Source organism: Calothrix sp. PCC 7507, assembly GCF_000316575.1.
Taxonomy (GTDB): Bacteria; Cyanobacteriota; Cyanobacteriia; order Cyanobacteriales; family Nostocaceae; genus Fortiea.
In genome coordinates this window covers 3,724,549-3,737,722 of the sequence record NC_019682.1, presented here as the reverse complement: position 1 = coordinate 3,737,722, position 13,174 = coordinate 3,724,549, and the positions used below count along the sequence as shown (strand labels likewise).

The 13,174-nt window shown below is 43.1% G+C and carries 15 protein-coding genes; 5 read left to right on the top strand and 10 right to left on the bottom strand.

Translation table 11 applies throughout. The annotated features are described in order from the left end of the window. Positions 1 to 89: 89 nt before the first annotated feature. On the bottom strand, positions 90 to 1,586 hold the full coding sequence (locus CAL7507_RS15840) for an aldehyde dehydrogenase family protein (RefSeq protein WP_015129488.1): 1,497 nt from the start codon (positions 1,584 to 1,586) through the stop codon (positions 90 to 92). A gap of 624 nt (positions 1,587 to 2,210) precedes the next feature. Continuing rightward, complete coding sequence (locus CAL7507_RS15835) at positions 2,211 to 2,927, bottom strand: SDR family oxidoreductase (protein WP_015129487.1); 717 nt, start codon at positions 2,925 to 2,927, stop codon at positions 2,211 to 2,213. Positions 2,928 to 3,030: 103 nt separating this feature from the next. Here CAL7507_RS15835 and CAL7507_RS32380 point away from each other — a divergent pair, with 103 nt between their 5' ends. Then, complete coding sequence (locus CAL7507_RS32380) at positions 3,031 to 3,198, top strand: hypothetical protein (RefSeq protein ID WP_160166338.1); 168 nt, start codon at positions 3,031 to 3,033, stop codon at positions 3,196 to 3,198. Between the two features lie 202 nt (positions 3,199 to 3,400). Here CAL7507_RS32380 and CAL7507_RS32375 read toward each other — a convergent pair whose 3' ends face one another. The 3 genes from CAL7507_RS32375 to CAL7507_RS15825 all read right to left on the bottom strand — a co-directional run bounded on the left by CAL7507_RS32375 (position 3,401) and on the right by CAL7507_RS15825 (position 4,354). After that, positions 3,401 to 3,574: a hypothetical protein gene (locus CAL7507_RS32375; RefSeq protein ID WP_160166337.1), complete on the bottom strand. Its 174-nt coding sequence runs from the start codon at positions 3,572 to 3,574 to the stop codon at positions 3,401 to 3,403. A gap of 63 nt (positions 3,575 to 3,637) precedes the next feature. Then, on the bottom strand, positions 3,638 to 3,904 hold the full coding sequence (locus CAL7507_RS15830; protein ID WP_015129486.1) for a hypothetical protein: 267 nt from the start codon (positions 3,902 to 3,904) through the stop codon (positions 3,638 to 3,640). 255 nt (positions 3,905 to 4,159) lie between these two features. Continuing rightward, a complete protein-coding gene (locus CAL7507_RS15825; RefSeq protein ID WP_042341360.1) occupies positions 4,160 to 4,354 on the bottom strand; it encodes a hypothetical protein in 195 nt (64 codons plus the stop codon). A gap of 8 nt (positions 4,355 to 4,362) precedes the next feature. Here CAL7507_RS15825 and CAL7507_RS15820 point away from each other — a divergent pair, with 8 nt between their 5' ends. The 3 genes from CAL7507_RS15820 (at position 4,363) to CAL7507_RS15810 (ending at position 7,213) form a co-directional block, all read left to right on the top strand. Next, on the top strand, positions 4,363 to 5,460 hold the full coding sequence (locus CAL7507_RS15820; RefSeq protein WP_015129484.1) for a tocopherol cyclase family protein: 1,098 nt from the start codon (positions 4,363 to 4,365) through the stop codon (positions 5,458 to 5,460). Between the two features lie 192 nt (positions 5,461 to 5,652). Beyond that, positions 5,653 to 6,288, top strand: a complete 636-nt coding sequence (locus CAL7507_RS15815) for an LAGLIDADG endonuclease (RefSeq protein ID WP_015129483.1) — start codon at positions 5,653 to 5,655, stop codon at positions 6,286 to 6,288. 400 nt (positions 6,289 to 6,688) lie between these two features. Next, positions 6,689 to 7,213: a YdcF family protein gene (locus tag CAL7507_RS15810; RefSeq protein ID WP_015129482.1), complete on the top strand. Its 525-nt coding sequence runs from the start codon at positions 6,689 to 6,691 to the stop codon at positions 7,211 to 7,213. Between the two features lie 199 nt (positions 7,214 to 7,412). On the opposite strand, the gene CAL7507_RS15805 is transcribed toward CAL7507_RS15810, so the two are convergent. Further along, the gene (locus CAL7507_RS15805) at positions 7,413 to 8,006 is read right to left on the bottom strand and encodes a TetR/AcrR family transcriptional regulator (protein WP_015129481.1); all 594 of its coding nucleotides are present in this window, start codon (positions 8,004 to 8,006) and stop codon (positions 7,413 to 7,415) included. Between the two features lie 72 nt (positions 8,007 to 8,078). Here CAL7507_RS15805 and CAL7507_RS15800 point away from each other — a divergent pair, with 72 nt between their 5' ends. Then, complete coding sequence (locus CAL7507_RS15800; RefSeq protein ID WP_015129480.1) at positions 8,079 to 9,566, top strand: amidase; 1,488 nt, start codon at positions 8,079 to 8,081, stop codon at positions 9,564 to 9,566. On the opposite strand, the gene CAL7507_RS15795 is transcribed toward CAL7507_RS15800, so the two are convergent. The 4 genes from CAL7507_RS15795 to fabD all read right to left on the bottom strand — a co-directional run bounded on the left by CAL7507_RS15795 (position 9,553) and on the right by fabD (position 13,146). Beyond that, positions 9,553 to 9,855 carry a DUF2288 domain-containing protein gene (locus CAL7507_RS15795; protein ID WP_015129479.1) on the bottom strand — a complete coding sequence of 101 codons (303 nt, stop codon included), beginning with the start codon at positions 9,853 to 9,855 and terminating at the stop codon, positions 9,553 to 9,555. The genes CAL7507_RS15800 and CAL7507_RS15795 overlap by 14 nt on opposite strands. 305 nt (positions 9,856 to 10,160) lie before the next feature. Then, positions 10,161 to 11,201, bottom strand: coding sequence for an AI-2E family transporter (locus CAL7507_RS15790; RefSeq protein WP_015129478.1), 1,041 nt, complete (start codon positions 11,199 to 11,201; stop codon positions 10,161 to 10,163). A gap of 152 nt (positions 11,202 to 11,353) precedes the next feature. After that, complete coding sequence (locus CAL7507_RS15785) at positions 11,354 to 11,992, bottom strand: 1-acyl-sn-glycerol-3-phosphate acyltransferase (RefSeq protein ID WP_015129477.1); 639 nt, start codon at positions 11,990 to 11,992, stop codon at positions 11,354 to 11,356. 272 nt (positions 11,993 to 12,264) lie between these two features. Continuing rightward, complete coding sequence (gene fabD / locus CAL7507_RS15780) at positions 12,265 to 13,146, bottom strand: ACP S-malonyltransferase (RefSeq protein ID WP_015129476.1); 882 nt, start codon at positions 13,144 to 13,146, stop codon at positions 12,265 to 12,267. Positions 13,147 to 13,174 lie beyond the last annotated feature (28 nt).

Sequence of the window (13,174 nt, the reverse complement as noted above, 5' to 3'; positions counted from 1 at the left end):
GGTTTTCAGAAGTAGCTCTGTATACTTAAGCAGATTGTGACTATATTAAATATTCACCTTTCAATGCCGGAGCGGACGCAATACTGAATTTAACTGCGATTATCTATTTGGGCGCGTTGTAAACTGCCGGAAAAGTCAACATAAACACTCTTCCATTCGGTAAACACATCTAAGGCTGTAGTTCCGGCTTCCCGGTGTCCGTTACCAGTATTTTTCACACCACCAAAAGGTAGATGTACCTCTGCGCCGATGGTGGGGCCATTAATGTAGGTGATACCGGCTTCGATGTCACGTATGGCGGTAAACGCCCGGTTGATGTCGCGGGTGTACACTGAAGAAGAAAGACCGTAGTTTGTGTTGTTGAGGATAGCGATCGCCTCTGCAAATGATCTCACCTCAATTAATGCCACCACTGGGCCAAATATCTCTTCACGAGCAACCCGCATATCAGGAGTCACACCATCTAAGATAGTTGGTTGAAAAAAGTAACCGTTTTTTAGTGAACCCTCACTGGCAATTTTCCCACCAATTAAGACTTCCGCTCCTTCTTCGCGGGCAATATCTAAATAATTGCTCACCCGTTGCAATTGCGCTTCATTGACTAATGGGCCAATGTCTGTGTCAGCTGCGTTCCCCGCACCCAAGCGTAACTTACTGGTACGCTCATAAAGCATGGCAGTAAATTTTTCTTTAATATCGTGATGCAAAATCAAGCGACTAGTGGCTGTACAACGCTGACCGGTTGTCCCAAAAGCTCCCCAAATTGCCCCATCTAATGCCAGTTCTAAGTCAGCATCTTCCATCACTACTTGAGCATTTTTACCGCCCATTTCCAGACAGACACGCTTGTGGGTGCGTCCGCAAGTCGCGCCCACAAAAGCGCCAGTTTCTGAGGAACCGGTAAAAGACACCAAATCAACCTCTGGATGCTCAACTAAAGCTTTCCCTGCTTCTTCACCCACACCATGCACCAAGTTAATCACTCCTGGTGGTAAACCTGCAGCAGCAAAAATTTCTATCAGTTTAGTTGCACAGGCCGGGGTATCTTCAGCGGGTTTGAGGATGACTGTATTACCACACACTAAAGCTGGCATCGCTTTCCAACAAGGTATGGCTATGGGAAAATTCCAGGGTGTGATTAAGGCACAAACCCCCACGGGTGTCCGCACCGTCATCGCAAATTTGTTGGGCATTTCCGACGGTGTAGTTTGCCCAAATAATCGCCGTCCTTCGCCAGCACTATAAAAGGCACAGTCAATACCTTCCTGCACATCTCCTCTAGCCTCAGTCAGGGGTTTACCCATTTCCCGACTCATTAACTGGGCAAGTTCTTCTTTATGTTGCAGCAAGAGTTCTCCGACGCGAAAGACATATTCGGCTCTAGCTGGGGCGGGGACTTTTCGCCAACTATGGTAGGCTTTGCGGGCAGCAGCTACTGCTAAATTGACATCATGGGCTGAAGAACGAGGAAAAGTGGCAACGACTTCGGTGACTAAAGCCGGGTTACGGCTTTCTAGGGTGTTTGCCCCACCAGCACTTAGCCATTGACCATCAATATAATTACGACAGGTAAGCGGAGTTGTCATTTTGAAGGACTCCGGCTTGTGATGCACCGGAACTTTTGCACTCAGTTTGGCTTGGTTTAGAGGTTGTCGTCAAGTGCTGAATATGAGGAAAAAACTGCTTTGAACTAGATAGAAAGAGGACATTCACCTCTACTACGGCTCATCTATTGGGCGGAGTAGTAAATGCATTAGTATACCCCGGACTGATGCAGTGCGTACTGAAGAGCCAATCACGCATGAAAATAAATAATCCCCCCAAAACCCGCTAGTTTTAGCTTGTTGGGAGGTTCAAATGTTGCAGCAAAAAGTGAATTAGTATTTAGTTAACAGCTTCTAGGTTAAAATTTCAATAACCTTTGGTTAATTTTACATAAAGTCACTATCAAATATACATGAAGATAGTCCCACAAAGCCTTAATAGATGGCTTGCGGACGTTTTTGACAGTTAGACTTGGGAGTGAAAATTAATTTTGCGTTGCCTGAAATCCTGAATAAGGGCGTAGAAATCAGCTCTACGCCCTTAAATCACTTGTAGAGATGTGTATTAATCAATCCATTAGAGACTTATCATTACACAGACATCGAGCCACTGGCGAGAGGGTTTACTCCCCTCACAGTCAGAGATGGGAAACAGAAATAATTTGATTACCATTCAATCGGCTGGCGATCGCGGAAAAATCCACCAGTAGCACTGCCATCAGGGAGAGTTGCCAACCACACAATTGTATCAACTCCTTGTTCTGGAGTGCGTGGTGCTTCTGGACCGCCCATATCAGTCCTCACCCACCCTGGACATACCGCATTAACTAAAATATTTGTGCCTTGTAATTCGCTGGCAAAAATGCGTGTTAGAGCATTCAAAGCTGTTTTAGAAATGCGATATCCTGGGGAACCTCCTTCCATAGTAGTTAGTTGTCCCATACTAGAAGAAACATTGACAATACGTCCGTAATTTTGTTCTTTCATTAGGGGAATTAGGGCTTGAGTTACTCGCAAAACACCGTAGACGTTTGTCTCAAATGTTTTTTGCAAAGTCTCTATTTTGGCAGTGACAATTTTATTACTAGTTGCTTGAACATCGAGATATATCCCAGCATTATTTACTAAAACATCGAGGTTGTGAAACTTTTGACGAATCAATTCAGCTAACAGTCTGCTACTGGCATCACTGGTAACATCAAGAGGATAAAACTCTACACTCAAACCCTCTTTTTGTAAATTCTCAACAGCGGCTTTGCCTTTAATTTCATCTCGACTAGTGAGAATTACGTGATATCCTTGTTTAGCTAATTGGCGGGAGGCTTCAAATCCTAAACCGCGATTTCCACCCGTGACTACCGCCACTTTTTTAGTTGTACTCATTGTTGTCTGGTCCTATGACTAGTTGCAAGTTAAGTAGATAGATATAATTAAATATAAAGGAATAGGATTTGATTTTTGAAATACACGTAGGGGAGCCACCCTCGTGCGCGGGTTTCCCGCGTTGAGAGGAGTGGCGTTGGGCATTGCCCACCAAAACCATGATACGGTGGGCAATGCCCACCCTACAGATACTGAAATTTTTTCAATAATCAAACAAGCAAGCGATCGCCTTCGTATCTCTGCACAACTTAAAAGCGATCGCACTTTTTAGATATTGTTCATTGGCAATTTTTAGTTAGATATGAAAAACCCTAAAGCGCCGATTACTTGTTCAAGTTATCAGAGATCTAGGGAGTTGGGGTAGCCTGTGCATCAGCATTGATCGCACTACCAGGGTATGATTAGCTGCTTATTTAAATTGCTGGGAAGATCCCTGCTATACCGCTGCCGTTAGTAGGGGAAAATGTCAATTCTTAACTTGTTTGCGCGATCGCTGCTGAGAGACGCATCCAGAAATCCGCTTTGAGGACTTTTTTTGGGAATAGTTGATAGAAAACATAGGCAACCGATGAAATCAACTGAGCGGTGTTTGCATTGAGCGGAATGCGCTGCATTTGTTCGGGAGCGAAGATTTCATAACGATTCAAAATGTAAAGCTTCTCAAGGCAATGTCCAAATTAAAACCTCGAACGATCGCCTACAACTCGCGATTAGCTAAATACTAAAGCAGGCTCTTCGCAGAAATTGAAGATAGCTGAATCAGATTCTGATTCATCCTCAAAAGTAGCACAGATGTACCATTCACAGGGCGAATCATTTGTGTATTCAGCCCAAGCAATTGTGACTGTCTCCCCCGACGGAATACCTGATTCTCCCAACTCAAACTCAGCCCAGTCTTCATCATCGAGCGAAACCCATAGCTCTGTAATAGCCAAGTCGGTTTCATTGATTACTTTGAATGTGTATTGATCAGACATAAAAACTTGTTCCTGGTAAGGACGTGTATTTTCAGTCACCGATTATACACATTATTTTTGAATATGGGTGGGGATTAATTGCTAAAATATATGTATGAAGAAGGTTTTAGACGTTTTAAGTCAAGTTAATATTATGAGAAAGCGTTAAAAATATCACAAAATTAGATAAAAGCTAGTTTTGGTGAGATTTTCCGACTCGTGTATACACGCACGGTTCAACCCCTTGTAGCGATTGCAGTCGAGGAGAAGCGCAAATTAGAGATGGAATTTTTGACTTTCATCCCTCGATGCAGCTACACCCGCTGTTTCTATTCCCTGAATGTAATATTGTTCAGGAGCAAAAGCATCATGAGTTGCGATCGCCCGAATCAATGCCTTTGCTTTCACCATTGTTTTGGTTTCATGATTAATGTCGAAGCGATCGCTCATACTGGGAAATAGGCAACACATTGAATTCTATGGTTAGTATTCCCAGAAATCTCCTAGACTTAACCCAAACACCCCATGCTGGATACCATTGGGATGGTAGTAGCCGTCGCTTTTTTGAAGGTTGGTATTATCGCGTTACCTTACCTGACTGTGGTCAAACCTTTGCCTTCATGTACTCCATTGAAGATCCCATCGGTGGGAAACCCCATAGTGGCGGTGCATCCCAAGTTCTTGGACCAAACGACGAGTATCTGTGTCGGACTTTTCCAGATGTGCAAAAATTTTGGGGTAGTCGTGATGTCTTGGGTCTAGGTCATTGGGGTAAAACAGACCTACATACTCAACCCTTCTACCTCTTACCAGCAGAGTTTGAACATCATATTCAAGAAGGCTATCAAGCGACAGCCACCTTAAATCAAGGAGTAATTCGCGATCCTGCTACTGGTAATTATTGCCGTTGGCAGTATGAAATCAAACCAGTCTATGGCTGGGGTAATCAAAGTAGCCTTCAGCAGTCAACAGCTGGCTGGTTATCGTTTTTACAGCTTTTTGAACCAGGGTGGCAAATTTTAATGGCTCACGGTTTGGCTAGCGGGTGGATAGACTGGAATGGCAAAATCTATGAATTTACCAATGCCCCAGCCTATAGTGAAAAAAATTGGGGCGGTGCTTTCCCCCAAAAATGGTTTTGGATTAACTGCAATGACTTCGCCGGTGAACCAGACTTGGCATTAACTGCTGGCGGCGGACGGCGTGGTGTGCTGTGGTGGATGGAATCTGTGGCGATGATTGGACTCCACTATCAAGGCAAATTTTATGAATTTGTTCCCTGGAATTCACAAGTTGAGTGGCATATTCAGCCCTGGGGCAGATGGCAAATGCTAGCTCGAAACTTACATTATGAGGTTGAATTGACAGGAACTACGCATCTACCTGGTACGCCTCTACGTGCGCCCACAGCGAACGGTTTAACCTTCTGTTGCCGCGATACCATGCAAGGAAAGCTAAATTTAGAACTGCGAGAACTTAATGGAGAAAAATCTCAAATCATCCTGAAGGCACAAAGTTTTCTTTGTGGTTTAGAAGTAGGCGGCGGTTCTTGGGACGATTCTTGGCAGTTTCGCTAAAGCTGCTATAATCCTAAAGTAGCACTTTTTTGGGGCTGTAGCTCAGATGGATAGAGCGAGCGCCTCCTGAATTATCGGGCACCATGAAGGAAACTTTGTGAGTGAATGTGGTCAAATTCAAGGAACCCTAAGTCTGATGACAGATAAGGCAATCTTGAGCCAAGCTCTACAATTTTACTTTTAGTAGAGAAGGTGCAGAGACTGGTTTTAAGGAGAAAAAAGATAGACTATCATGTCTTATCAAAAGTAGAGCAAAGAGGTATTCTGGTTGGAATGTTATTAGGTGACGGAGGTAGAAGTAAGAAAAACTTCTTTATCCAACATTCATCTAAGCAAGAAGAGTACATTTTGTTTAAAAAATATCTTCTTGAAGAAATAACAGGAAAATCAGTTAATATCCGACGATGGGATACAAAAGAAGGCTATAGCCTGATTCGCATAGATCCGAAGCTAATTCCACTGACAAGGATTCTAGTTAAAAAACTATATAAGGCAGGAACTAGAACTATAACTAGGAAGTTTCTTAACCTTTTAACTCCTCAAGGGATAGCTATATGGTTCATGGATGATGGTTCCAAGTCATTCAAGAAAAAAAACGGTAAAATACATGCTGTTGAAATAACCCTCAATACTTATATTTCCAAAGAAGAAAATGAAATAGTAATTTCTTATTTTTTGGAGGTGTGGGGGATTAAATGGGGGTTAAATAAAAGTAAAGGCAGTTACCGTTTACGTATGGGTACTCAAGAAGGAAAAAAGTTCTTTTCCTTTGTTAGCCCTTATGTCCATGAAAGTATGCTCTACAAAATAAAAACTCTTAAAACATAACGGCCACCACCTAAAGGCTAGAAACCTATGGTGAAGGTATAGTCCGGAGAGTGGGGAAACTCACACAAATCTGAAGCGCTAGGTCGTGCGTTCGAGCCGCACCAGTCCCGTCCCTTGAACACAATTAAATGTTAAATGTATAAAGTATCAGAAGTCTTTGCTGAATCTTCCGATACAGTGTAGTATGGTGCATCAACAACTGGATAGTCAGAGTTGTAAAACGCTGTTAAGCGCGGTTTAATTAAGAAAATATCCAAGTTTAATATTTGGGTCAATTTTTTTTTAATTCTGCTAGCCTACGTAATTATTGTTTTTCTTTTTTTGGAGAAAAATTAGTTCCAGCAGACGAAGTAATAGAGCCTTGAATAAGCTATTTTTTACAGGCAAATCTTTTCAGATTATGGCTTTTGCTTTACCACTGTTAGTGTGGTGGGGATACAAGGAGGTGAAAAGCCAATTTGTCCAACCACAAGCAGTGGTGGTTTTGGGTGGTTCCACAAAATATCTGGAACGAGAAAAGTTTACAGCGGATTTTGCCCGTAAGCACCCAGATTTACCAATTTGGATTAGTGGCGGTAGTCCACCTAGGTACACTCAAAAAGTCTTTGCCAAAGCAGGCGTTGATCCCCATCGCTTACATATGGATTATGAAGCGGTAGATACTGTAACAAATTTTACTACTTTGGTAGACGATTTGCAAGCTCGCGGTATTAAGAGTGTTTATTTGATTACTTCAGACTTTCATATGCGCCGTGCTTCTATCATCGGTGAGATTGTTTTGGGGAGCCGGGGGATTGAGTTCAAAGCAGTGTCAGTTCCTTCAGCAAAACCATCTGAACCCATTGAAAAATCTGTCCGCGATGGTGCTAGAGCAATTCTTTGGGTAGCGACTGGTTACACAGGTGCAGATGACGGGAAAAGATGACTGATGACTGTTAACGGCGTTGGGTATTTTTCATCTCATTCTGAGAAGGAATGGCTGACGTTACCGAGACTGAAGTGTACGTAAAACTTGAAAACTGATAAAGGTAGCAGTAGCACAACAAATTTTTGAAGCCAAAGTACAAAAGCGATCGGTTGAGTTAGAGAGATTGTCTGCGTCAGCTAAACTTGGTTGTTAGATATCACGAGTCAACTTGTTGAATATGTTGGATTGCAATTACTAGCGCGTCCATCATCACCTCATAACTAGCATCAGTAGAACGTTCTAATGTCATTAATCCAGCCTGTTCGATCGCAATAAAGCCAGTAATTGCTGCGTTAACCATTCGCATTGCATCAATTAATTTTGTTTCACTGAGATTGTAGACTTGCAGCACACGTTTGAGGAAGCTGAAGACTTCTTGAATTAGGGGTGCTGTTTCTTGATCGTTGAGGTTGAGTTGAAATTGGGTCATAACTCGATAGCGGTTGGGGTGCGATCGCGCAAAGTCCCGTGTTGCCCTTCCTCCTGCCCGCAGTAATGCGTGGGGATCGTCCAAGCCATTAGTTTGTTGACGAGACCATTCAATATATTGCTGCCAAATGGTGAGTGCAACTGCCCGTCGTAGGGCTGCATTGCCATCTATATGCTTGTAAATCGCGGGAGGCTTAATCCCCAATTCCCTTGCAACCCGATTCACACCCAAAGCAGCTTCCCCCTCTTTATCAAGACAGGCGATCGCAGCATTAATTACATCCTGCGGTGTCAAGGACTTTTCTTTGACTGGACGACCCATAAATAATTTAGTTAATCTAATTAACTAAAAGTGAATATAATTAACTTTATCTTGAACTTGCTATTTGCGCCTATGAGTAGCCTGACGTTTGCCTGTGCCCATCAGCTGGCGCGAATGATCCGCGATCGCACTGTTTCGTCTATTGAAGTGGTGGATGCTTACCTTACTCAAATTTCAAACCATAATTCAACTCTTAACGCCATCTGTACCTTAGACGCAGAGTACGTCCTTCAACGCGCTAAACAAGCCGATGAAGCGTTGTCAAATAGTGAGAATTGGGGCATCCTACATGGAGTTCCCATTACAATTAAAGACACGTTTGAAACAGCTGGACTGCGAACAACAGCAGGTTCTAAGTCTCTTAAAGATTACATCCCCCAAAACGATGCAACCGTTGTCAGTCGTCTTCGTACTGCGGGAGCGATCATTTTAGGAAAAACGAATCCAGGTGATTTGGCAGGTGGTTATCAGGGACTCAACGATGTATTTCCTCGCGTTAACAATCCCTGGAATCTTGACTACACTCCTGGTGGTACTTCTAGTGGCGGTGGGGCGGCAATCGCAGCAGGGCTTTCTCCTCTAGATATCTGTTCTGACTTTGGTGGGTCAATTCGTCAGCCTGCCCATTTCTGTGGCATTTATGGCTTCAAGCCAACGGATCGTCGAGTGCCGACAACCGGGCATATTCCTGAAGTTCCAGAAGCACCTCGCTGTATGCGCCAAATGCTCACAGTTGGTAGTCTGGCTCGTTCGATTGAAGATTTAAGTCTTTGCCTGCAAATTATCGCTGGTGCTGATTCATCTCAACCTGACATTCCCCCCATTCTGCTCGACCGATCAAGTGATAAAACACTCCGGACTCGACGGATTGCTTGGGCGGATGAATGGTCTCTCTATCCAGTTGCAGCAGATATCAAATCAACAATGCAATTGGTTGCAACAAAGCTGACTGAAGCAGGAATAACCATTGAACAGTGGGTGCCAAATTTTGATTTTCCTGCCGCATGGCAATCCTACTACAAGCTTGCGGCCTACAATCTTATCTATGCCCAGTCTCTAACAGCTAGTGATATTCGTAAGAATCTGGCTTTTCTATTTCGTGACAGCACTCAAGGCGATCGCGACTTACGCAAGCTTGGTAATATCGCTGGCATTGGATTGCCGATCTCGTTTAACCCGACTCTGAAAGGCTACTTTGAAACACTAACCCAGCGAGATCGCTTTATTGCTCAGATGGATGGAGAGTTAGCCCAATGGGATGCTTGGCTTTGCCCTGTGGCGATGACCCCTGCATTCACACATCGTGAACGGGGTGCAGCTATTCTAGTTGACGATCGCAGTGTGCCCTATTCAATGGCATCGGGTGCTTATGTAGTTCCATTCAATCTCACAGGACACCCTGTTGTTGTCATTCCAATTGGACAAACTCAAAACGGCTTACCAATCGGGATGCAGATAGTCGGTAAGCGTTGGCGAGAGATGGAGTTGTTGGCGATCGCGCAGGAACTCGATCAAGTCATTCATGCTTTCCGAAACCCATCTGAAATTATTCAGAGGTAGTGGGGATTTCTTGTATGAGAACGTAAGGCTGGATGATGAGGGTACTGAATCGCTTGTTGGGATTAGCGTTCCACTCGCCCAACTGTACTGTTGAGGGTTTAGCGAGCAATTGCTGATCAATCCACTGTTGAACTTCTGAAATTTTATCACCTGCGATCGCTATTCCCACATCCAATAAGTTAAGCTTTGGTGTCACCAAAATCACCGCATCTCTTTTGACGTGGGGAATTAACCATTCCCACTCAGACTCATCCAAATTTGCTATCAACTCCGCTCTTAAATCCGGCATAACTCTTTATTTTTTATGCTTCTATATTTAATTTTACATTAATGTCTACTTAGGAGATGGACATCATTAAATTTGAAACCCTAATTATTCAGGTTATACCTATTTTGTATGAAGATGCACATAATAATACCCCCCTGTAGTCCCCCCTTGGTAAGGGGGGACGGCGATAGCCGGGGGGTGAATTATATGCAGCTTCACAAAGAAACGGTATTAGTCAGAATTTAGTAGTCAGTCCTCGATTCTACCTCCTGAATGCTGAATTCCTAAGATTTATTTTTAATTGATGGCTATTAACCCTTGACTTTTTACGAAACTTCTGATTTCATTTCCTCAATTTCAAATAAGGACACAATGACTGCAGCAATTGGAATAGAAATAAAAACTCCCAGTAATCCCGCCACTCTTGCACCTACTAATAAAGCAAAAAATACTACTACAGGATTAAGATTGAGCGCACCTTGCATAATTCTAGGTGCAATTAAATTGTCTTGTATTTGCTGAAGGACAATACAAGCAATTAACACTCTTAAGGCTAACCAAACATTTTGGGATAACGCCACTAAGGTAATTACACCAACGCCTAATGTTGCTCCTATACCAGGAATAATATCAAGGATTCCGACTATCACAGATAATATTAAAGCAAAAGGTACTTGCAATAATAAAAAAACAATCAAGGTCGAAGTTGTCAAAAATAATGTTAGTAATAACTGACCACGGAAAAAGCTTAAAAAGCTGCGTCTGATTATCTTTGTAAATCTTTCGCGCCGAGGATTTGGGATAATTTTTATCAGCAATTGCCAAAGCTTTTCGCCGTCTAGTAACATAAAAAAAGCTACAACCGCAATTAATATAAAAGTCACAAAATTTGTTAGAAATTGTTGTAGAATAGCCAAGCTAGTTACTAGAGATGAAACAGCTTGATTCCGTAATTGTTCTTCAATTACACTTAAATCTATTTGTAAATTCCGATTACGGAGAAAAGTTTCAATGCTTTCTAATAAAGGTACTAAGGAAGTTAAAAACACAGATATACTATCAATTAATTGTTGCCCTTGAGATAAAACTGCTAACCCTACAGTAATCATCAACCCACCCAGAATCACAATACTGAGCAAGAAAACAACAACAACTGCTATACCACGGGGTAAGAAACGCCCTAGCCAATCTACAGGATAGCTGAGTAAAAAAGCCAAAATAGCAGCAAATGTAAAAATAACAATGACCGCCTCAAAGTAAGCTAAAAGCTGTACAATTGCCCAACCAGAAGCAACCAACAGCAAAAAGCGGACTAAGGTCAAATTATTCAATTTCTCCCAAATATTCTTGGCTTCAAAGCCGCTCATAATAATTTTGGGGAATGGGGGACAAGTGAGATGAGGGAGAAATAACTAATGATCCTTCACCTTGACTCTTGACAAATAACAAATGACATAAGCTTAAAGAAATTAAAAGGCGATCGCTACTTCCTAAAAGCATATTTTTTAGCCTTTGGCAATCAACGCCCTAAATCATGCATCTCATTAATCACTGCTGCACACTTGAGTGTCAACCCTTGCAATTCCTCTTTACGAGTGGAACTGGGGGTATCAATCAACTTACCAATCCTCACGGTGACAGGAACAGCGCGCGGGATAGCCGAGCCTGGTTGTAAAATTCCTTCAGTACCCCACAAGCTTACCGGCAATATAGGTGTTTTTGCCTTTGCAGCTAGCAACAATGCACCTCTTTTAGGGTCTGAAATCCGCGCATCTGGAGTACGAGTACCTTCCAAGAAAACACCCACAGCCCAACCATTGTCAATGCATTCTAGAGCAGAACGAATGGCAGCGCGATCGCCTGTACCTCTACTCACTGGGTAAGCACCATACAGCTTAATTGCTTGTGCCAAAATTGGGACACGAAACAATTCTTCCTTGGCCATATACGCCACCGGACGACGTACAGAATTAGAGAGAATCAGAGGGTCAAAGTAACTAGCATGATTACTTACCACCACTAAAGGCTCAGATTGAGGAACATTTTCAGCGCCATAAATCCGCAACCTGAAGTAAGTGTGAAGTATGGGACTGACAACCGACCACTTAAAAGCGGAATAGAGTGCCAGACTAGCAAATGGTTCGCGGCTTCTGCTCATATTAGGGACAGTTGACTGATGACTGATGACAGTTGATTGGGAAAATAACCTAGTAGTCTGTCAATTTTGTTTTGAGGGGTTTTTGGTAGTGCGGGCCGAAAAGCCCGCGTGAGCGAGACGCTCACACTACAGTCCCTCATTTCAACCCTGACAGACTACTAGTGCCTATACTTCGACTTACCTCAACTTCGCTACTTCGGCTACGCTCAGTACAAGTCGGCACAAGTCGCTCAGTACAAGTTGCCTATTGCCTATTGCCTATTGCCTATTCCCTAAACAGGTAACTCACCAGCATTACGGATGTTCTCTAAGATGATATCGGGGACAGTGCGTTTAATCAAACCAGTTAGCACGTTACCGGGGCCAATTTCCACAACTCGCTCAATGCCGTTAGCTGCTAATTCTAAAGAAATTTCTCGCCACCTGACTGAACCGGTCATCTGTTTAATCAGGCGCTGCTTTAAAACTTCAGCATCAACTGACGGAGTTGGCTCTACATTAGATAATACTGGAGCGATCGCTGGTTGAAATTGCACAGATTCTAAAACTTCTTGAAATTCTGTTGCTGCAGCTGCAACTAAGGGTGAGTGAAAGGCCCCAGAAACTTTTAACGGGATAGCACGTTTAGATTTAACTTGAGACATGACTGTTTGTACAGCCTCAGTTGTGCCGGAAATTATTACTTGAGCCGGACTGTTATCATTTGCTAGAACCACATCGGGTGTTTCAGCAATGACTGCTTCTAACTGTTCGCGGTCAAAATTCATTAACGCCGCCATCATCCCACCTGCGGCACTATCCATAAGTTCTGCTCGACGCTTGACTAAATGTAGCCCTACAGCCCACTCAAATACGCCAGCGACATAAAGGGCAATGTATTCTCCCAAACTATGACCAGCAAGTAAATCTGGTTTTTGTCCTCTTTCACGAAGAATGTCAGCCAGAATGCTCTCTACTACGTAAAGACTTGGCTGAGTGTAAAGCGTGCGTGATAATTGTTCAGCATCGCTTTGACAGATTTCTGTGACAGACCAGCCGAGAATAGACTCAGCTTGAGCAAATTTATCCCGTGCAGAGGGTATATCTAATAAATCAATTCCCATCCCCTGCGCTTGGGAACCTTGTCCGGGGAACACCCATGCAGTTTTTGTCATTTGTCAGTTATCAGTTATCAGTTATCAG

What these genes read in the sequence shown, in the direction of transcription:
- CAL7507_RS15785 (WP_015129477.1), bottom strand. Translation starts at nt 11,992, where the DNA reads ATGAGCAGAAGCCGCGAACCATTTGCTAGTCTGGCACTCTATTCCGCT.
- CAL7507_RS15810 (WP_015129482.1), top strand. Translation starts at nt 6,689, where the DNA reads ATGGCTTTTGCTTTACCACTGTTAGTGTGGTGGGGATACAAGGAGGTG.
- CAL7507_RS15820 (WP_015129484.1), top strand. Translation starts at nt 4,363, where the DNA reads ATGGTTAGTATTCCCAGAAATCTCCTAGACTTAACCCAAACACCCCAT.
- CAL7507_RS15805 (WP_015129481.1), bottom strand. Translation starts at nt 8,006, where the DNA reads ATGGGTCGTCCAGTCAAAGAAAAGTCCTTGACACCGCAGGATGTAATT.
- CAL7507_RS15825 (WP_042341360.1), bottom strand. Translation starts at nt 4,354, where the DNA reads ATGTGTTGCCTATTTCCCAGTATGAGCGATCGCTTCGACATTAATCAT.
- CAL7507_RS15790 (WP_015129478.1), bottom strand. Translation starts at nt 11,201, where the DNA reads ATGAGCGGCTTTGAAGCCAAGAATATTTGGGAGAAATTGAATAATTTG.
- CAL7507_RS15835 (WP_015129487.1), bottom strand. Translation starts at nt 2,927, where the DNA reads ATGAGTACAACTAAAAAAGTGGCGGTAGTCACGGGTGGAAATCGCGGT.
- CAL7507_RS15800 (WP_015129480.1), top strand. Translation starts at nt 8,079, where the DNA reads ATGAGTAGCCTGACGTTTGCCTGTGCCCATCAGCTGGCGCGAATGATC.
- fabD (WP_015129476.1), bottom strand. Translation starts at nt 13,146, where the DNA reads ATGACAAAAACTGCATGGGTGTTCCCCGGACAAGGTTCCCAAGCGCAG.
- CAL7507_RS15830 (WP_015129486.1), bottom strand. Translation starts at nt 3,904, where the DNA reads ATGTCTGATCAATACACATTCAAAGTAATCAATGAAACCGACTTGGCT.
- CAL7507_RS15840 (WP_015129488.1), bottom strand. Translation starts at nt 1,586, where the DNA reads ATGACAACTCCGCTTACCTGTCGTAATTATATTGATGGTCAATGGCTA.
- CAL7507_RS15795 (WP_015129479.1), bottom strand. Translation starts at nt 9,855, where the DNA reads ATGCCGGATTTAAGAGCGGAGTTGATAGCAAATTTGGATGAGTCTGAG.